The sequence below is a fragment of the Streptomyces sp. AC555_RSS877 genome (assembly GCF_019049245.1).
GTDB lineage: Bacteria > Actinomycetota > Actinomycetes > Streptomycetales > Streptomycetaceae > Streptomyces.
Map to the genome: position 1 here is coordinate 1 of NZ_JAGMUK010000058.1, position 17,988 is coordinate 17,988.

General features: G+C 71.1%; 11 protein-coding genes and 1 pseudogene. 8 read left to right on the forward strand and 4 right to left on the reverse strand.

Annotated elements, in window-relative coordinates; all coding sequences use genetic code 11:
* Positions 1 to 4,321: condensation domain-containing protein (locus tag KUM49_RS25380; protein ID WP_217239257.1), on the reverse strand; the 4,321-nt coding region annotated here is incomplete at its 3' end.
* Between the two features lie 418 nt (positions 4,322 to 4,739).
* On the opposite strand from KUM49_RS25380, the gene KUM49_RS25385 reads away from it, so the two are divergent.
* The 6 genes from KUM49_RS25385 to KUM49_RS25410 are packed head-to-tail and all read left to right on the forward strand — an operon-like array spanning position 4,740 to position 12,756.
* Positions 4,740 to 6,092, forward strand: a complete 1,353-nt coding sequence (locus tag KUM49_RS25385) for a helix-turn-helix transcriptional regulator (RefSeq protein ID WP_217239258.1) — start codon at positions 4,740 to 4,742, stop codon at positions 6,090 to 6,092.
* Entirely contained in the window at positions 6,089 to 7,240 is a 1,152-nt protein-coding gene (locus KUM49_RS25390) for a hypothetical protein (protein ID WP_217239259.1), read from the forward strand. Before KUM49_RS25385 ends, KUM49_RS25390 begins: the two co-directional genes overlap by 4 nt.
* Positions 7,237 to 7,938, forward strand: coding sequence for a DUF6182 family protein (locus KUM49_RS25395; RefSeq protein WP_217239260.1), 702 nt, complete (start codon positions 7,237 to 7,239; stop codon positions 7,936 to 7,938). Before KUM49_RS25390 ends, KUM49_RS25395 begins: the two co-directional genes overlap by 4 nt.
* Positions 7,939 to 9,591, forward strand: coding sequence for a GH3 auxin-responsive promoter family protein (locus KUM49_RS25400; RefSeq protein ID WP_217239261.1), 1,653 nt, complete (start codon positions 7,939 to 7,941; stop codon positions 9,589 to 9,591).
* Positions 9,588 to 11,933 (forward strand): phosphotransferase, encoded by a 2,346-nt coding sequence (locus tag KUM49_RS48600; RefSeq protein WP_254401775.1) that lies wholly within the window; start codon positions 9,588 to 9,590, stop codon positions 11,931 to 11,933. Before KUM49_RS25400 ends, KUM49_RS48600 begins: the two co-directional genes overlap by 4 nt.
* 1 nt (position 11,934) lies before the next feature.
* Positions 11,935 to 12,756 carry a hypothetical protein gene (locus KUM49_RS25410; RefSeq protein ID WP_217239262.1) on the forward strand — a complete coding sequence of 274 codons (822 nt, stop codon included), beginning with the start codon at positions 11,935 to 11,937 and terminating at the stop codon, positions 12,754 to 12,756.
* A gap of 185 nt (positions 12,757 to 12,941) precedes the next feature.
* On the opposite strand, the pseudogene KUM49_RS48605 reads toward KUM49_RS25410, so the two are convergent.
* Positions 12,942 to 13,076, reverse strand: a pseudogene (locus tag KUM49_RS48605) (IS5/IS1182 family transposase); the annotation flags it as partial.
* A gap of 108 nt (positions 13,077 to 13,184) precedes the next feature.
* Positions 13,185 to 15,839 carry a non-ribosomal peptide synthetase gene (locus KUM49_RS25415; RefSeq protein ID WP_217239263.1) on the reverse strand — a complete coding sequence of 885 codons (2,655 nt, stop codon included), beginning with the start codon at positions 15,837 to 15,839 and terminating at the stop codon, positions 13,185 to 13,187.
* A 251-nt stretch (positions 15,840 to 16,090) separates the two neighbouring features.
* On the opposite strand from KUM49_RS25415, the gene KUM49_RS25420 reads away from it, so the two are divergent.
* Positions 16,091 to 16,858 carry an FkbM family methyltransferase gene (locus KUM49_RS25420; RefSeq protein ID WP_217239264.1) on the forward strand — a complete coding sequence of 256 codons (768 nt, stop codon included), beginning with the start codon at positions 16,091 to 16,093 and terminating at the stop codon, positions 16,856 to 16,858.
* A gap of 1 nt (position 16,859) precedes the next feature.
* On the forward strand, positions 16,860 to 17,672 hold the full coding sequence (locus tag KUM49_RS25425) for a thioesterase II family protein (RefSeq protein ID WP_217239265.1): 813 nt from the start codon (positions 16,860 to 16,862) through the stop codon (positions 17,670 to 17,672).
* Positions 17,673 to 17,750: 78 nt separating this feature from the next.
* Here KUM49_RS25425 and KUM49_RS25430 read toward each other — a convergent pair whose 3' ends face one another.
* Complete coding sequence (locus KUM49_RS25430; protein ID WP_308406739.1) at positions 17,751 to 17,960, reverse strand: MbtH family protein; 210 nt, start codon at positions 17,958 to 17,960, stop codon at positions 17,751 to 17,753.
* Positions 17,961 to 17,988: the final 28 nt, after the last annotated feature.

Below are 17,988 nucleotides of genomic sequence, written 5' to 3' on the forward strand. Positions count from 1 at the left end.
CCTGCACCACCGCCACCGCATCCGGAGTCCGCACCACCTGCGCCGCGAACAACTCCGGCACCAACACACCAGCCACCGGCACAGCGGTGTCATTCCACCCGACAAGCAACCGCTCCTGCTCATCCGGCGACAGCACCCCCACCTGACTCACCCGGGTCGCAGGCGCCTCCACCACCTCCGCGAGTACCCGGCTGAACCAGTCGGCGATCCGCTCAGCCGCCCCTTCGTCAAACAGGTCCGCCGCCGCGGTCACCGCACCCTGCACACCGGCCGGTTCGCCTTCCGCTCCGAAGACCTCCCCCACCATGACGTCGAGATCGAACTTCACCGCGGGCCGCGCGGTGGAGATCAGCTCCGCGTGCAGGCCCGGGAGTTTCATCCGGCCGTCGGCGATGTCGTTGATCGTCAGGACGGTCTGGAAGAGCGGGTGGCGGCCCAGGGAGCGGCGGGGAGCAAGCTCCTCCACCAGTCGCTCGAACGGCACGTCCTGGTGCTCGAAGGCGCTCAGCCCGGCTTCCCGTACCCGGCCCAGGAGCTCGGTGAAGGTCGGGTCGCCCGACAGGTCGGTGCGCAGGACCAGGGTGTTCACGAAGCAGCCGACCAGGTCGTCCAGCGCCTCGTCCGTCCGGCCCGCCACCGCAGACCCGATCGGGACATCCGTGCCCGCGCCGAGCCGGGACAGCAGCACCGCCAGCGCGCCGTGCAACACCATGAACGGCGTGACACCCTCAGCCCGCGCCAGCTTCAGCAGCCGGGCGTGTGCCGCGCCCGAGATGCCGAAGGCAGCCGTGCGTCCACGGTGGCTCGCCACCGCCGGGCGCGGCCGGTCCGCCGGTAGTTCCAGCTCCTCCGGAATATCCGCCAGCACCTCCCGCCAGTAGGCCACCTGGCGTGCGAGGACGCTCTCCGGGTCGCCCTCGTCGCCCAGCAGCTCCCGCTGCCACATCGCGTAGTCCGCATACTGCACCGGCAACGCGGCCCACTCCGGCGCCTGTCCCGCGGACCGCGCCGTGTACGCGGAGGAGATGTCCCGGGCCAGCGGGCCGATGGACCAGCCGTCGCCCGCGATGTGGTGCACCAGCACCACCAGCACGTGCTCGTCCGGCTGCCCGGTCCCGAACAGCCAGGCCTTGAAGGGCGCCTCGGCCGACAGGTCGAAGACATGGCTCGCGGCACCGACCACCGCAGCCGCCAGGTCCGACGACGGGTCGGCCGACGACGCGGCCAGTCCCGGCAGGTCGGTCATCGCCGCGAGCTGCTCGTATGCTCGGCCGGAATCGCTGACGGTGACGTGCTCCATCTTCCAGTCCAGCTCGTCCATGCCGAGTACACGCTGGTACGGCTCGGCGCCGTCGACCGGCAGGATCGTGCGCAGGGCCTCGTGCCGGGCGACCACGTCGCGCATCGCGGCCGCCAGCGCCGCGGTGTCCAGCACGCCGGAGAGCCGCAGGACGATCGGGGCGTTGTAGGTGGCGCTGGGGCCTTCGAGCCGGCCCAGGAACCACAGCCGACGCTGGGCGAAGGAGAGCGGCACCCGGTCGGGGCGCTCACGCGGCCGCAGCACCGGACGTGCCCGGCCCGCCCCCGGCAGCCTGGCCACCAGGCCCGCGACCGTGGGGGTCTCGAAGACGGCCCGCATCGGCAGCTCCACGTCCAGCAGGCTGCGGATCCGGCTGACCAACTGTGTGGCGAGCAGCGAATGCCCACCCAGGTCGAAGAAGTCGTCGTCGGCCCCCACGCTCTCCAGCTCCAGCACCTCGGCGAAGACCGCGCACAGGGCCTCCTCGCGGGCATCGGCCGGCCGCAGGCCCGCACCGCTCGCACTCGTGGCGTACTCCGACGCCTGGAGCGCCCGCCGGTCCGGGGTGCCACCGGCCGCCGAGGGCAGCGCGTCGAGCACCACCACCGCCGACGGCACCATATACGCGGGCAGTTCGTCCGCCGCGTACTCGCGGATCAACTGTGCAAGCTCCGAGTCACCGGCGTATGCGGGGCCCTCGGCCCCGCTCATCACGACGTAGGCGATCAGACGCTGCTCCCCAGGGGCGTCCTCCCGGACGATCACCGCTGCCTGGCCGATGGCGGGGTGGGCGGCCAGGACGGACTCGATCTCGCCGGTCGCGATCCAGAGGCCCCCGATCATCGTCTGCCCGTCCGCCCGGCGCAGGAGTTCCAGCCCGCCGTCGGCTTTCCAGCGCACCCGATGGCCGGACCGGTAGAGGCGCGAGCCGTCCGCGGCGAACGGGTTCGCCACGAAGCTGCTTGCAGTCAGGCCGGCGCGGCCCGGATACCCGCGCGCCACGCCGGCACCCGCCAGATAGAGCTCGCCCGCCACACCCGGCGGAACCGGGTTCAGGGTCGTGTCCAGCACATAGGCCCGGCAGTTCGCGGCCGGGCTGCCCAGGTGCACCTCATCCCCTTGCGGGTCACCGGCCTGAAAACCCTCAAGGCCAGTGAATCCCCCAGCTCCCTCGAAGACAGCGCCGCTCGCCAGTGCGCCGTGTGAGATACCCACCGGACGGGGCCGCCCCATCGCTCCTGGCGCGGCCGTCACCTGGGCCAGGCCCTGACTGAACAGAGGCACGCCCAACGGACCGGTCTCCAGGCCGCGCACCTGCTCGGACACGGACGGGTCGTCCAGCGTCACCACGCGTGCCCGGCCGTCCAGCAGCGCCGGGGCCAACTCGCCGTTGTCGACGACGAGCGCCGTCCCGCTCTCTGCGAGCACGGCGGCGGTCCAGTCGGCGGGCAGCGCCGGGTCGATCGGCAGCCGGGCGCCGCCGGCCCTCCACACCGCCAGCGAGGCCACGGTCAGGTCGACGCCCGGTGGCAGGCAGAGACCGACCACCGACTCGGCGCCCACACCCTGGCTCACCAGATACCGCGCCAGACGGTTCGCCCGCGCGTCCAGCTCGGCGAACGGCACCCCGGCACGGTCAGCCGCCTGTGCCTCGAACAGCTCCACCGCCGACGCCACCGGAGCCGCCTCGGCCGACGCGTCGTTCCACTCGACGAGCACCTGCCGACGCTCCTGGGCGGACAGGACGTCGATGGCGGCGGTGCGGTCGGTGCGGTCGGCCGCGGCAAGTCCCTGCAGGATCTGGAGGAAGCGCCGGTAGATGTCTGCTTCCGGCTCCAGCCCGCGGGCGTCCGGGTTGACGTCGACGTCCAGCTGGAGGCCGGCGTCGGCCCGTCTGTCGTACACGTCGATGCTCAGAACGTCGATCGGCCCGTTGGAGAGGTTGTGGGCCGTGGTGGTGCAGCCGCCGAAGTTCAGCGCGTAGTCGAACGACATGGCGTTGACGACGAGGTCGCAGAGCGGACTGCCGTCGAGGAGCTTGAGGTCGCGGAGGATGTCCTCGTACCGGTACCGCTGGTGGCGGCTCGCCAGGCGGACCTCGGCGCCGATCTGCCGCAGCAGCTGCGCCACCGTCGTCTCCTGGCCGACGGTGAGGCGGATGGGCAGGATGTTCGAGGTCATGCCCGGGATCGCGTGCGCCCGCTCGCCGGCCCGTCCCCGCGCGGGGATGCCGACCACGACGTCCTGCGCGCCCGTGGTCCGGTGGTGGTAAAGGGTCGCCGCGGCGATCGACAGTCCGGTCAGGCTGGTCCCCAGCCTCCGCGCGGCCCGCTTGAGTGCACCGGTGTCCTCAGCACCGAGCTCGCCGCAGTACCGGGCGGGTACCTGCGGGAGTTGCCGGGGCTTGTGCCCGGCAGGGCGTCCCGCGCGGGCGACGTCCGCCAGTGCGCCGGTCCAGAATTCCCGGTCCTCGGCCGCAGCGAGGGAGGACCGGTAGGCGCGGGCCTCGTCGAAGAGGACGGAGACCGATTCCAGGACGGGTACGGGGTCGGCGTTCGGCCCGGCGGAGAGCGCGTTGTAGTTGCGCTCCAGGCGACGGGCGAACAGCTGGCCGCTGTATCCGTCCACGACGAGGTGGTGGCCGTAGTGCAGCCAATAGTGGCGGTCGCGGCCGACCTTGATCACAGCGTGGCCGGTCAGCGGCCGGTCGAGGAGGTGCAACGGCTGGCGCAGCTTGCTCAGCATCCAGGAGCGGGCGACGGCATGGGGGTCGGACTCGGCGCTGACATCCAGGGTCTCGATGGGGTGGTCGTCCGCGGTGGCGAGGTACTGTCGCGGCTCACCGTCCACCACCCGGAAACGCAGCCGGACCGTTTCGGCCTCGTCCAGCGTGCGCCGCAGGGCCTCGGTGAAGCGCTCCCCGTCTAGGTCGCCGCAGATCTCCAGGTACTCCGCGATGTTGTAGACCGGATTCTCCGGGGCGAGTTGCTGCGCGTACCAGACAGCGAGCTGGCCGGGCATAAGTTCCTGGGTTTCACCTCGAGTTGCAGTCACGCCTGCACACCCCCACCGATCAGACTCATCGGCTGGAGCAGCAGAGAGCAGCTGCCGCCAAGGCATGCTGATTGCCGTCCAGCCTTCAAGGACAAAGCTGCGACGTGACGTTCTGGCATTCCCGGTACAGGCAGGGGCCACGTCCTGCCGGTTTCACTATGCGGGACCTCAAGCTGCTGATCAACACTTCACGAACGCAGGCGGCACGGGGGCGATGAGACGCCCCGTTGATTCCCTGTTCCCTGCGTTCAACTGGGTCGGCGCCTCACTTGAACAGCGGTCCGGATCGTGCACGCTCAGGGACGGCGGCCGTACGCGGCCGGCTGGGACAGCCATCTCGATCGCACTTGACAGACGCTCCTGATGAATGAGAGAGCGGGGATAAATGATCGCCGATCGCCTACCGAATAACCGATTCGGCCGCATGCTGCGCAATGCGCGAAGGCATGCGGGAATGACGCAGACTCAGCTGGCCGAGATCTCCACGGTGAGTGTGCGGACCATTCGCGACCTCGAACTCGACCGGACGGGTGCGCCGCGCGCGCAGACGGTCCTGCTGCTGGCGGACGCGCTGTATCTGAACCGGACGCAGCGGGCGGAGTTCGAGGCCGCCGCGGGGTTCGCTGTCGGCAGGTCGCTTTACGACACGCTGCCGGATGTGCCGACCGCTCTCACCTCGCTGGTCTCCCGCAAGGTGGAGACGGCCTCGCTGACCGGGTTGCTGCGGTCGCCCGGCGTCCAGGTGGTCCAGGTGACGGGTGCCCCCGGGATGGGCAAGACGTCCCTGATCCACGAGGTGGCGAGCCGGCTGCACAGGACCGAGTTCCTGCCCGTGATCTGCCTGGATCGGAGGAGGGCGGCAGCGGACGGCGTATCCGAGGTGCCGCGGGGACTGATCGGCGGCGTCGCCGAGGTGATCGGATGCGGCGCCTCGCTGGAGGACGTGGCCGGGAGTCTCGCCGGAAACGAGGTCCTGCTCACCGTCGACGGCCGCGACCTCGACGACGGGGACCAGGAGGACTTGCGAGGGCTCCTACAGCGCTGCCGCGGCCTGAGAGTTCTCTACGAGACCTGTGAGATCTCGTCGGTTCCCCTCGGCGTGGCGACATACTCGGTACCGCCGCTCGGCGTCCCGAGCCGGGGTCATGCGATCGGCGCTGCCGCGGACCTCGCTGATTACCCGGCGGTGCAGTATCTGGTATCGCGTTGCGCCCCGGTCTATCCGGATGCGCTGTCGGATCCGGAGACGCTCGACGCGCTTTCCGGCATATGCCGACAGCTCGACGGAATCCCGTCGGCACTGGAATCGGCCACCTCGTGGCTGCTGGTCTATGAGCCCCCGGAGCTCCTGCGAATTGCCGAAGCCGCACCGGCCCGGATAGCGGTGTCCCCGTCCGGGGCGAACGGCTCGCTCATCTCCTGGATGCGCCATGCCATCGCGTCGCTGCCCGTCGTGGAGACGGACGCCCTGCGCAGGCTGGTCGACTCGCGCCCGTGGACGGTACGTGACGCTGTCGCACTCCTCGGCTGCCCGGTCGAATACGCCGAGAGAATCATCCACGACATGTGCATGCACGGACTCGTGCGCCGCATCGCGTCCGAGAGGGGAGCGCCGCAGCGGTTTGCGGCTCTCAACCTCGTGCGCCATCTGATTCAGCCAGAGCACGCACCCGAGCCTTTCCCACGCGCCTCGGCGATGCCCGGCGCGCACAACACCACCTGTCTCTCCGCCACATGACCGAGCCCGTTCCCCTGCCGCGCACTGCCGCGCCGCCCACTGAACTAGTGGTCGCACCGGTCACCATCACGCCCACAAAACCGCTCACGCCCACCCATATCAAAGGCCTGATCTGGACCGACCTCATTGCCAAGGCGACGGCACACGTCACCGGCGTGCGGCTGGTCTGGAACAACCGCATGGCCGCGATCACGGTCCAGTCGACGGCCTTCTGGCGGTATCTGGACCTCACGGAGCCCGAGAAGGACTGGAGCAGCGAAACGGAGCAGGGGATCGGTGAGCGCTATGTACGTTTCCACAGCGAGCGCCGGGAGTCCGATCCCCGAGCCCTGGAAAGGTATCTGGGCCGAGCGGACGAGGACGGCTGGATCCATCCCGCCGGCTGCCGCATGCTCCAGCTGTGGCGGGCTCAGCTGGATCTGCTGGGCATCGGTGATCTGGGGCTCGCGGACGACCGCCCGCTGGCCATGTCGGCGGCGTCGCTGATCGACGCGCTGGCAGCGCACGGTCTGCTGATCGACCACCGCCGGTACGGCGGGCCCGTCCACCTCGACGGCTCGCGCTGGGGGATGCCACTGCGGCAGCTGATCAGCGGCGACGGGCTCCCCAACTACCTCCTGCCGATCCTGCGCGAGCTGATCCCCCTGGTCCGTCCCGCACGCGCCTTCCTGCTCATCCACGACGACGGGCTCACCGCCGACTACCTGCTGCTCGCGCGCGTGCTGACCACATTCGGAGCGGACGTGACGCGCCTCGCGATCAGCCGCGTTCCCGTCAACGGAGCGGCACTCTCGAGCCGTTACGGCGGGTGGCAGGGAGTGACGCTCACCGACCTCTCCTCCTCCCCCGGCACCGCATCCCGGGCCGCCTACCGGCTCGGGATGCGCATGTACTTCGCCGGCACCCTGCACCGGGATTCGGCGCAGTCGTTCCGGATGCCGCTGCTGCGCCGGTGCGTCGGCCGAGCCGCCCGCCTGCTCGTCCAGGCCCCCGCCGGGTCCGACGGCGCGCCTGGGGCGCGGCTGACGGCGGAGCTCTCCCGGCTCCAGGCGCAGCAGGGGTACGTGGACCCGTACCGGCTGATGAGCTCCCTGCAAGGTGATCGTGCCCTCCCGCTGACCCCTGTCCTCCGGGCGATCTGCACATGATCGCGCCATCCGACACCGAGATGCTCACCGCGGCCGCTCAGGCACGCGTCGCCGCGGTCCGCGCTCTCGCGGCTGCCCCGGGACTCGATGTCGCCGTGGTCGTGGCGCACCTCGACGCGGCGGCGTTCATCCGCGGCGCCGCCGACTTCGCCCTGGCCGTCCCCGAGGCTCTGCGCGACGGCTGGTACCGGATGTTCACCCGCACCGTGTTCCTGGCGGGGCAACCGACCGCCCTGGCCGGCCGGTATCCGTACCAGCACGCCACACCCAACGGGCAGTTGGCGTGGTACGGGCCTGCTCCCCGGCGCGCTCTGACACCGCTGTCCCGGCTGCTACGCGCATTCTCGGGCCCGGCCCCGATGGAGGCCCCGGCCGGGGCGCTCGCGGTGACCGTCCCGGGGCCGCCCTCCGGGCACCACGTCGGGATCGCGCTCGCCGTCGGCGGGGTGAGCACCGGCGAGTACCTGGTCCACGTGCATCACCTCATCGCCGAGGCGTCGCTGCGCGGGCTGATCCGGCCCGGCGACACCCTGCTCGTCGACCACCGGCCGGCCCTCGCCGCCGCGGACTTCCGCGACGCCCTCGACCCCGCCCGGGCCGGCTCGGTGCAGACCCGGATCGCCCCTGCCCGGACCGGTGCCCGGCACCTGCGCCTGTTCGGCGTGCTGACCTCGAACCGTCACGGAGGAGACCACTGAATGCAGGCGACACGAGTTCTCGCGGAGCATCGCCGTTTCCTGGACACGCTGGACCACCCCGAAGCGGTGCAGCGCGTTCTGCTCACGACCGTCCTCGAGCAGAACGCCGACACCGCCTTCGGCCGCGAGCACGGGCTCGCCGGGGTCCGGACGGTGGAGGAACTGCGCAAGGCGGTGCCGATCCGCACCCACGAAGACCTGATGCCGTGGATCGAGCGGACGATGAACGGCGAGCGGAACGTGCTGACCGCCGACGACCCGCTGGTCTACTTCTCATCCAGCGGGAGCACGGGGCAGGAGAAGCACATCCCGGTCACGCGGACCTACATGCAGAGCACCTTCCTGCCCTTCTACCACGCCAGTTTCGCCCCCTTGGTGCAGACGCTGCCGGATGCCCTCGCGGCGCCCGAGCGGGTGCTGAACCTCTGGCAGGACCCGACCTCGCCCATCGCCCGGACCAGCACCGGCCGGCCGCACATCGGAGCGAGCCAGTTCGACTACCGCAAGATCGGCGAAGACTCCGCCTCCGGCCCGGGCATCCACGCCCCCTGGAGCCGCATACCCGAGGACCTGGCATCGGCCGGTCCCTGGGACCGCAGCTACTACAAGCTGCGGCTCGCCGCCGAGCAGGACATCCGGCTGCTGATCGGCATCAACCCCGCCATGGTCGCCGCCCTGCCCTACCAGTTGCGCCAGCTCTGGCCCCGGCTGGTCGAGGACGTGCGGGCCGGCACCCTCGACGGCCGGCCGCACACGGCGCCCCATCCGGAGCGCGCGGACCAGCTCGAGCAGTACGCCGCGGCCTTCGGCACGCTCCACCCGTACCACCTCTGGCCGCGCCTTTCCGCGATCTTCGTCTGGAACAGCGCACTCGCCTCCCTCTACCTCCCCCGGGTGCGGGAGTTGTACGGGCCTGGCGTCCAGCTGTTCTCCGCACCGATCGCCTCCTGCGAAGGGCCGGCCGCCGTGCCGGTCGACCGTCACCCCAGCGGTGCCCCGCTGTACCTGCCGGGCTGTGTGTACGAGTTCGTGCCCGCCGACCAGCCCCTCACGGCCGACAGCCCGACGCTGCTCATCCCCGAGCTCGAAGAAGGCCGCGACTACCACCTGGTGTTCAGCCACGTGGGCGGCATGTACCGCTGCGCGGTGACGGACGTGGTCCGGGTCGTCGGCCAGGTCGGCCGCACCCCGCGTATCGAGTACGCCGGCCGCAACACCACCCGGTCCGCCGCGGGCGAGGAGCTGACCGAAGCCGCCGCGCTGCGCGCCCTGGGCGCCGCCTGCCACGACACCGGCGGGGAGATCCGCAACGCGACCTACCGCCTCGCCCCCGGGGGAGCGCACTACCAGCTCGCCGTCGCCTTCGTGGGCCCGCCGGTCGCCGCGCTGGCCGACGCCCTGGACGCGCGCCTGGCCGAGCAGTGCGACGGCTACCGGGTGGGCCGTGCGGGCGGGCGGATCGGACCGGTGGAGGTGATCGCCGTACCGGACGACGCCTTCCTGCGGGAGTGGGAGCACGTCGTACGCGCCGGGCAGCGCCCGCCCCGGGTCAAGGACCGGATCTTCCAGCCCAGTACGGAGGCGTGGGCGCGGATCACCGCGGGTCCCGAAGTGTCCGCGGGGGAAGCCGTAGCGGGAGGCAGCACCGTATGAACGAGGCGATACCCGGCCGGGGGCAGTACTCCGAGGACGCCCGCCGGCAGCGGCTCGGCTGGCTGCGCGGCCGGAGCGGCAGAGCGCTGGCGTCGCTGGAGGCGACCGGCCTGGACGCGCAGAAGCTGGTCGGAAACGTGGAGAACTTCGTCGGCTCCATCGAGGTGCCGGTCGGCCTGGCCGGTCCGCTGCTCTTCGCCGGCGACGCGGCGCGCGGGGACATCGTGGCGCCGCTGGCCACGACCGAGGGGGCACTCGTCGCCTCGGCGTCCCGGGGCGCCCGCGCCCTCACACGGTCCGGTGGGGTGGCGACCGCGGTGCTGTCGCAGCGGATGAACCGGGTGCCCGCGTTCGAGTTCGCCGACATCGCCACCGCCCGGCGGTTCACCGGCTGGCTGCAGCAGCGGCGCGGCCAGCTGGACGAGCAGGTCCGCCTGGTGTCGCGGCACACCCGCCTGGTGGACGTCGACCCGTACCAGATAGGCCGCCATCTGCACATCAGGTTTGTCTTCGAGACGGCCGACGCCGCCGGCCAGAACATGACCACCGCGGCGACCTGGCAGATATGCCGCTGGCTGACCGACACCCTGGCCGAGGAGGAGAGCCTGCGGCCCGTCGGCATGATCCTGGAGGGCAATCTCAGCGGCGACAAGAAGGTGACGGCCGGCTCCATGCTGTTCGGCCGCGGCAGCCGGGTGACCGCCGAATGCCGGATGAGCCGCGAGGTCTTGGCGGCGGTCCTGAAGACCACCCCCGAGGCCATGATCAAGGGCTACACCGCGACGGTCATGGGCGCCCAGCACGCCGGCATGACGGGATACGGCATCAATGCGGCCAACGTGGTGGCGGCGCTCTTCCTGGCGACGGGGCAGGACGTGGCGTGCGTCCACGAGTCGGGGGTGTCGCTCTTCTCGCTGGAGAGGGACGGCGACGGCATGATCGCCACTCTGCTGCTGCCCAATCTGGCCGTCGGCACCGTCGGCGGCGGCACGGCGCTGCCGCACCAGCGCGACCTGCTCGAGATGCTCGGCTGCGCGGGTGCTGGCGGCGTCCGCCGGTTCGCCGAGATCGTGGCCGGGTTCGCCCTGGCGCTCGACGTCTCAACGCTGGCGGCGGTGGTCAGCGGGCAGTTCGCCGAAGCGCACCAGCGGCTCGGCCGGGCCCGGCTGGTCAACTGGCTGCAGACTCCCGACGACCTCAACACGGCGCTGCTGCAGCCGGTGCTCGCACAGGGGCTCGACGACCCCGGGGTACATGTCACCCGGGTGGAGCGCCGTCCGCAGCTGCACGGCGACGGAATCGCCAGCGAGCTCGGTGCGCTGGGCGAGAACCGCAAGCTCACCGGCATCCATCCGCTGCGGGTGAGCTGGACCGACGGCGACGGCTCCGCCCATACGGCCGACCTCGTGGCGAAGGTCAAGTCGCGGGGCGAGGAGATCATCGCCGGCATCGCCCGGTTGGTCTCGTTGTGCGGTGCGGAGGTGGCCGACGCCTGGCAACGCTGGGGCGGCTACACCGAGTTCACCGACTCCCATCGGCGCGAGCTGTCTGTGTACCGCCGTACGGACGGCCCGCTGCGGGAGCTGCTGCCCCGGTGTTTCGGCCTCCTGGAGGACGACGAGCGCGAGGCCTATGTCGTCCTCATGGAGCGGCTGTGCCACGACGGGCAGCCATGGACCGGGGACCGGGTCGGACAGGCCCTGCGCGCGATCGCCTCGGTCCACGGACACTGGCTCGGCCGTGAGGAGGAGCTGCTGGCCGAGGGCTGGCTGCACCAGGTCCCGGAGCCCGCGCTGCTGGCCAAGGCGGGTGAGCTGTGGGCGGCCCTGGTGCGGCACGCGGCGGTGGATCAGCCGGAGCTGCTCGACGCCTGCGGCCTCGACACGGTGCTCGGCATCGTCGAGGACGCCGGCAGTTGGACGCAGGAGCTGTACGGCCTGCCCCGAACACTGGTCCACAACGACTTCAACCCGCGTAACCTCGCGGTGCAGGACGGCCGCGTGGTGGCGTACGACTGGGAGCTCGCGGTGGTCGGCCTGCCGCAACGCGATGTCGTGGAACTGCTCGCGTTCACCCTCGGCGAGGACGCGACGGCGGCTGAGGTGGAGGGGCTCCTCCAGCTCCATGAGGCGGCGGTGGCCGCCGTGTCGCCGCGGGCCGCGGAGCTGGTCGCCGGCTGCGACTGGCGGCGCGGCTACCAGCTGGCGCTGCGGGAATTCCTGATGACGCGGCTGGCACTGTACGCCGCGGGGCACACCCAGCGGGAGTTCGACTTCCTCCCCGGGCTGGTCCGGACGGCATTCCGCCTCTGGCACCTCGAGCAGGCGCATGGAGGTGTCTGAGATGCGGGTGGCCGTGGTCGGCATCGACGGCACCGGCAAGACCACGGTGCTGCGCAGGATGCGCGAGACGGACGGCATCGCGGCGATCCATGCGATCCGGGCCCATGAGGACCCGGCCAGCCCGGTCGCCGAACTGTCCCGGATGCTGGCCGACGCGTCGGCCGCGGCCGACGCCCTGGGCGGGGTGCACCTGAAGCTCGCCGCGCTCGCCCTGCAACTGCACCTCTACGGCCCGGCGGAGCGCCAGGCGGCCGGACAGGGCCGGACGGTGCTCGCCGACCGGCACCCTCTCATCGACCCGCTGGTCTATCTGCCGCTGTTCGGGCGCATCGAGACGGACGCCGAGCCAGGCGCCGACGTGCCGGCCTGGTGGCAGAAGCAGGACGCGGACGCCGCTCGGGCCGTACGGGCCTGGCTGCGCGAGTGCTCCGGTGGCGAGGACCCGTGGTCGGTGGGTGCGGACCTGCTTCAGCTGGGGACCAGGCCTCCGGAGGAGATGTTCGACGGCCTGGTCCGGCGGTACGGTGTCTCGGCACCCGACGCGGTCCTGCACCTCGACCTGCCCGTGGCCGAGGCGGTGTCACGCACCCGGGCGCGGGCCCGTTCCCGCGAGCTGCACGAGACCACGGAGTTCCTGGCGCGGGCCCGGCAGGGGTACGAGGCGGCGCTGGAGTGGCTGGGCTCCCACCGGCCGGAGATCGCGGTGCGTCGGATCGACTGCTCCGGCCGGTCCGTTCCGGAGGTCGCCGAGCAGGTCCGGCGGGTGCTCGGCGACCTGGGGAGTCAAGCAGTGTCGTCACATGATGCCCGGCATCACGGCTGAGTGGTTCGTCGTCATGAACTGACCGATGGGGACTGGGAGTTCACCCGTCCGTTGTCGCCCCGGCCGTCTCGGGGACGCAGGCGGCTGGATGACTGGAGTGTCCCGAACGGGATCGTGTGGACAGGGACGGCACCCCCCTCCGGCTGGTCTCGGTGGGCGCGACGATCGTGCGCGCCCCCCAGCTCCATGACGGTGGTGAACTGGGTGCGGGGGTTGGTGTTGCCGCCGGTGACGACCAGGGTCAGCGGGCGGCCGAGGGGCTCGCATGCCAGGTGAGTCCTGCTGGTCAGGCCGCCCCGGGACCGGCCGAAGGCCCGCCGCCCCTTTTCGGGCGCGACCGCGTATACGCGACCGCTGGGCCGGCGCCTGGGCCGTCGTGCGACGACGCATATAGCCCTCCAGGACAGCCTGCATCAGCAGGCGCACACTCACCCTTCGGCCGCCTTGAGCGCCGCCACCACCTGGCGGATGGTGGGGTGGCGGTAGAACTGGCGGAGCCGGAGAGTGGGCATGCCCTCGGCGCGCATCGCGGCGGAACTCTTCACCGCCACCGTCGAGTTGCCTCCGGCTTCGAAGAAGTCGTCGTCCAGTCCGATCGGGACACCCAGCAGCTCTTCCCACAGCTTCTGCAGCCATGCGGCCATGGCGTCGTCGGCGGTCGGCGTGTCATCTCGGCCGGCCCCGGTGGTGATCACGGGGGCGGGCAGCCGCGCCACGTCGACCTTGCCGCTCGTGGTCAGGGGAAGGGCGTCCAGCTCCGTCACGGTCGACGGGATCATGTAGTCGGGCAGGACGGCGGCCGCGTACCGGCGCACGGCCTGCAGGTCGCCGCCGTCCAGCACCACATAGGCGTCGAGGCGCAGGCCGGCCGCAGAGCCCACGACGACCGCGGCGGCCCGGACGTGTCCGCTCTCGAGCAGCACCGAGCGGATTTCGTCCAGCTCGATCCGGAACCCCCGGATCTTGACCTGGCTGTCGATGCGCCCCAGATGCTCCAGCGCCCCGTCCGGGCGCAGCCGCCCCAGGTCGCCGCTGCGGTACATGCGGCCCCCGTGGTACGGGTCGGGCAGGAACCGCTGTGCGGTCAGGTCCGGTTGGCCGACGTAACCCTGGGCGATGCCGGCCCCGCCGACATGGATCTCGCCGACCGCACCGGGAGGGAGCAGCCGCCCTGCGGAGTCCAGGACGTAGACGTGCCAGCCAGGCAGCGGCGCGCCCACCGAGCGGGTCGCGGCGAGCGCCAGGTCGCGGGTCACCGTCTGGGCGGTGACATGCACGGTGGTCTCGGTGATCCCGAACATGTTGACCACCTGGCACCGGTCGCCTGGGTAGGCGTCGAACCACGGCAGCAGCATCCTTGCGTCGAGCGGCTCACCGCCGAGGATCAGCAGCCGCACCGGAAAGCCGCTGTAGTCGACGGACAGGAGGTTGGCGAGCGCCGAGGGCGTCTGGCTCAGGACGGTGACCCCGTGCGCGACCAGGAGCTCCCGCAGCTGCTCCGGGTCGCGGGAGGTGTGATGGGGCACGATCACCAGGCGGCCGCCGGTGAGCAGGCAGCCCCAGATCTCCCACACGGAGAAGTCGAAGGCGCTGGAGTGGAAGAACGTCCACACGTCCGCGGCCCCGAACTCCATGTCGGCGCGGGTGGCCTGGATGAGGCTCAGGACGTTGCCATGGGGAACGGCGACGCCCTTGGGCCGCCCGGTGGAACCGGACGTGTAGATCACGTATGCCGTGTCCTCGGTGCCGCCCTGGTCGCCGATGCTCTCCGGCACGTCGTCTCCGAGCAGCTGATCGGGCGTCATCGTCCGGTACGCCGACTGCTGCGGGGACGTTGCGGACCGGGTCACCAGCAGGCGGGCCGCCGCGTTGTCCATGGTGTACGCCACCCGCTCGACCGGGTACGCGGGGTCGACAGGGACATAGGCCGCGCCGGCCTTGAGCACACCCAGAAGCACAGCGACCAACTCGGCGGACCGGTCCAGGCATACGCCGACCCGGTCGCCGGCCCGCACCCCGCGTACCTGCAGGTTGGCCGCGAACACCCCCGCCAGCCGGTCCAGCTGCTCGTAGGTGAGGTCGACCTCGTCGTCGGACACTGCCAGGGCATCGGGTGCGGAGTCCGCCACCGCGGCGAAGGCCTCGTGCACGGTGGCCGCCGGGGAAGGCACCGGGCGCACCGAACTGCCCAGGCGCACGATCCGGTGCCGTTCGGCGTCGTCGAAGAGCTCGATGTCGGCGGCCGGGGGCTGTCCGGCCCCCGCCGACTCGGCGTACACGTGCGCGACATGCCGTACCAGCTGCTCGCCGATGGCAGGGCAGGCATGGCTCAGCAGATGGTCGCAGCGCATCCAGAGGCGGCGGTCCGCCCGGCGCTCGAGGGAGAAGGTCAGCGGGAAGGCCGGTGCGAGGGAGGGCAGGTATGCCTCGTCCGCATGCAGCGGTTCCGCGCCGCTGCCCGGCAGCGTGCCGGCCACCACCGGGGAATCCACCGGCGCTGTCTCGTCGGGGGTGCCGCTCACCCGCACGGCGACAGCTCCCTGGTCGGAGCCGACCGCGACCTTCTCGGTGTCGTCGGCGTGGTAACGCTGGAGCGTCACGGCCAGGGCCGTCCGCATCTGCTGCTCGTCGGCCGGGGCATCGGACGGCACGGCCGCCCAGGCCGTGGCGAACCGGTCGCCGTCGCCCTCCCCCAGCCCCCAGCCGGGTGGGGCGCCGATCCGTACCGGCGGTATGTCCCAGGCGCTCTGCGCGAGGCGCTCGAACTCCCGGCGCACCGCGTTCCAGTCCCCGCTGACCGACTCTGCGGCCAGGCGGCGGAGTCCGGCCGCGTCCAGCAGTGCTCGTGGGGCAACGGCCACCAGGTCGGCCGGACCGTCCGGGTGGCAGAGCAGCAGCGCGTGCGCGTTCTCCGCGACCGCCGCCGCCTCCTCGCGCCACGCCTCCGCGGCGCCGGGCTCGGTCGACGCCTGCGGCACGTCCACCACACGGAATCCGGCGCCGGAGAACCGCCGCCTCACCGATTCCACCTGCGCCGGACTGCTCAGCCGGAGCCGGACCGCGTGACTCTGTGCCCTCGCCATATGTGCGCTCCTCAACGTCGCCGAACCATCGAGCATGCTACGAGGCCGTGATCACCGCGAAAGGCAGTTTCAGCGGCGACTGCAACGCACATAGCGCCCCTCCCCCGACAGCCGCCCGGGTGTACGCGGAACTGCCTCAGAATCACCTCCCGCACTGCCGGTGACGGCGCCGAGGGCGCCCTAATCTCGGTGCGATGACAGCAGGTGGAGAAGCTCCCACGGCTCCGGTCAGGAGAAAGCTCCCGAATGGGATGCACGTTTTCAGCCTCAACGGCAATGAGACGGATTACCTGTACCGCGAGATCTTCAGCGACGAGTCCTACATCCCGCCGCAGGGCTGGGACGTTCCCGCGAAGCCGGTGATTCTGGACATCGGCGCCAACATAGGACTGTTCACCCTCTTCGCCATGGAGAGGTGGCCCGGCGCGAAGGTCTTCGCCTTCGAGCCGGCGCCCGACGTCTTCGACGCCCTCCAGCGGAACACCGGGCACCTCCCCCACGCCCACGCCCACAACATGGCCCTGGGCGACGAGGATCAGACGCGCGAGCTGACGTACTACCCGAACTACACCATGATGTCGGGTTTTGACGCCGATCTGGAAGTCGACCGAGAGCTCGCGTCGGCCTTCATCACCAGCGCCGCGGATTCGCTCGACGGGGAACTCCGGGACGAATTCGTCATCGCGGCACAGGAGCTCGTGGACGACTGCCTCAGCGAGCGGCAGCTGGTGCGCTGCGACGTGCAGCGCGTGGAGACGTTCGCCGGACGGGCCGGCATCGACCGCATCGACTTCCTCAAGGTGGACGTGGAGGGGTTCGAACTCCGGGTGCTGCAGGGGATCGGCGACGGGCTGTGGCCGACAGTCCGGAACGCCGCCATCGAGGTCGCTGATCGCGACGGAGCGCTCAAAGAGGTGGTCTCCCTCCTCGAAGGGCACGGCATGTCCACCTCCGTCCGACAGGCCGCCGAGTACCGGACGAGCGATCTCCACACCGTCTTCGCCTGGCGGGTGGGGTGAGATGGCGGCCACCTCTCCGGTGACCGACCCGCGCGCGCTGCTCTCCGCCAAGCGCTGGATCGTACGCCCACAGCGGATCCCGGACGCGGGCATCAGGGTGTTCTGCTTCCCCCATGCGGGGGCCGGGGCGGCCGCGTTCACCCCGTGGGCCAGACGACTGCTCGCCGGGGCCGAGCTGTGCGCCATCCGCTCCCCGGGGCGGGAGAACCGGATCGACGAAGCGCCGTTCGACGACCTCCAACTGCTGGTGGACGCCCTGGAACCGGCGGTCGCCGCGCTGACCGACCGGCCCTTCGTCTTCCTCGGACACTGCTCGGGCAGCGTGATCGCGCTGGAGCTGGCACACCGGCTCCGCGAGAGACACGGGAAGCGGCCCGAGGCGCTGGTCGTCTCCTCCATCGCGGGCCCCGTCCGGCGCTCCTCGGAGTCGATCCATCTGCTACCGCGGGAGGCGTTCTTCGAACGTGTCGCGCTGTACGGCGGGATCGACGAGTCCGTGCTCGGCGACCCCGAGATCATGGATGTCTTCGAACCCACCCTGCGCGCCGACTTCCGCATTGCGGAGGAGGGCATGACCGAGCACACGGAGCGGCTGGACGTCCCGATCGTCGCGGTGGGCGGACGGCACGATCCCTTCGTCGGCTTCGAGGACCTGGCGGCCTGGCGCGAAGAGACCAGCGCCTCGTTCTCGGTTCATCACCTCGACGCCGGTCACTTCGTGCTGAACGAGACGATGGAGCGGTTGGTGGCGGCCCTGCCCGCCTATCTGCAGCAGGCCGGCGCGGATGAGCGCCCGCCTCGCCCGGCGGGCTGAGCGCATACGGCTGCGGGGCGCCGAGTTGGACAGAAAAAAGCCTTTGCCCGGCCGGTTCGGCTGGGCAAAGGCTGGTTACTAACTCTCCATGGCCTCGATAAGACTCTTGGGCCGCATGTCGGTCCAGGACTTCTCGATGAAGTCGAGGCATTCCACGCGGCCCGCCTCGCCGAACGCGACCTTCCAACCGTCAGGCGTGTCCGCGAAGAGCGGCCAGAGGGAGTACTGACCCTCTTCGTTGACCAACACGTAGTAGTTGGCATCGGGGTCGTCGAATGGATTCGTCACCACGCCGTCCTTTCCCAGGTGATGTGAA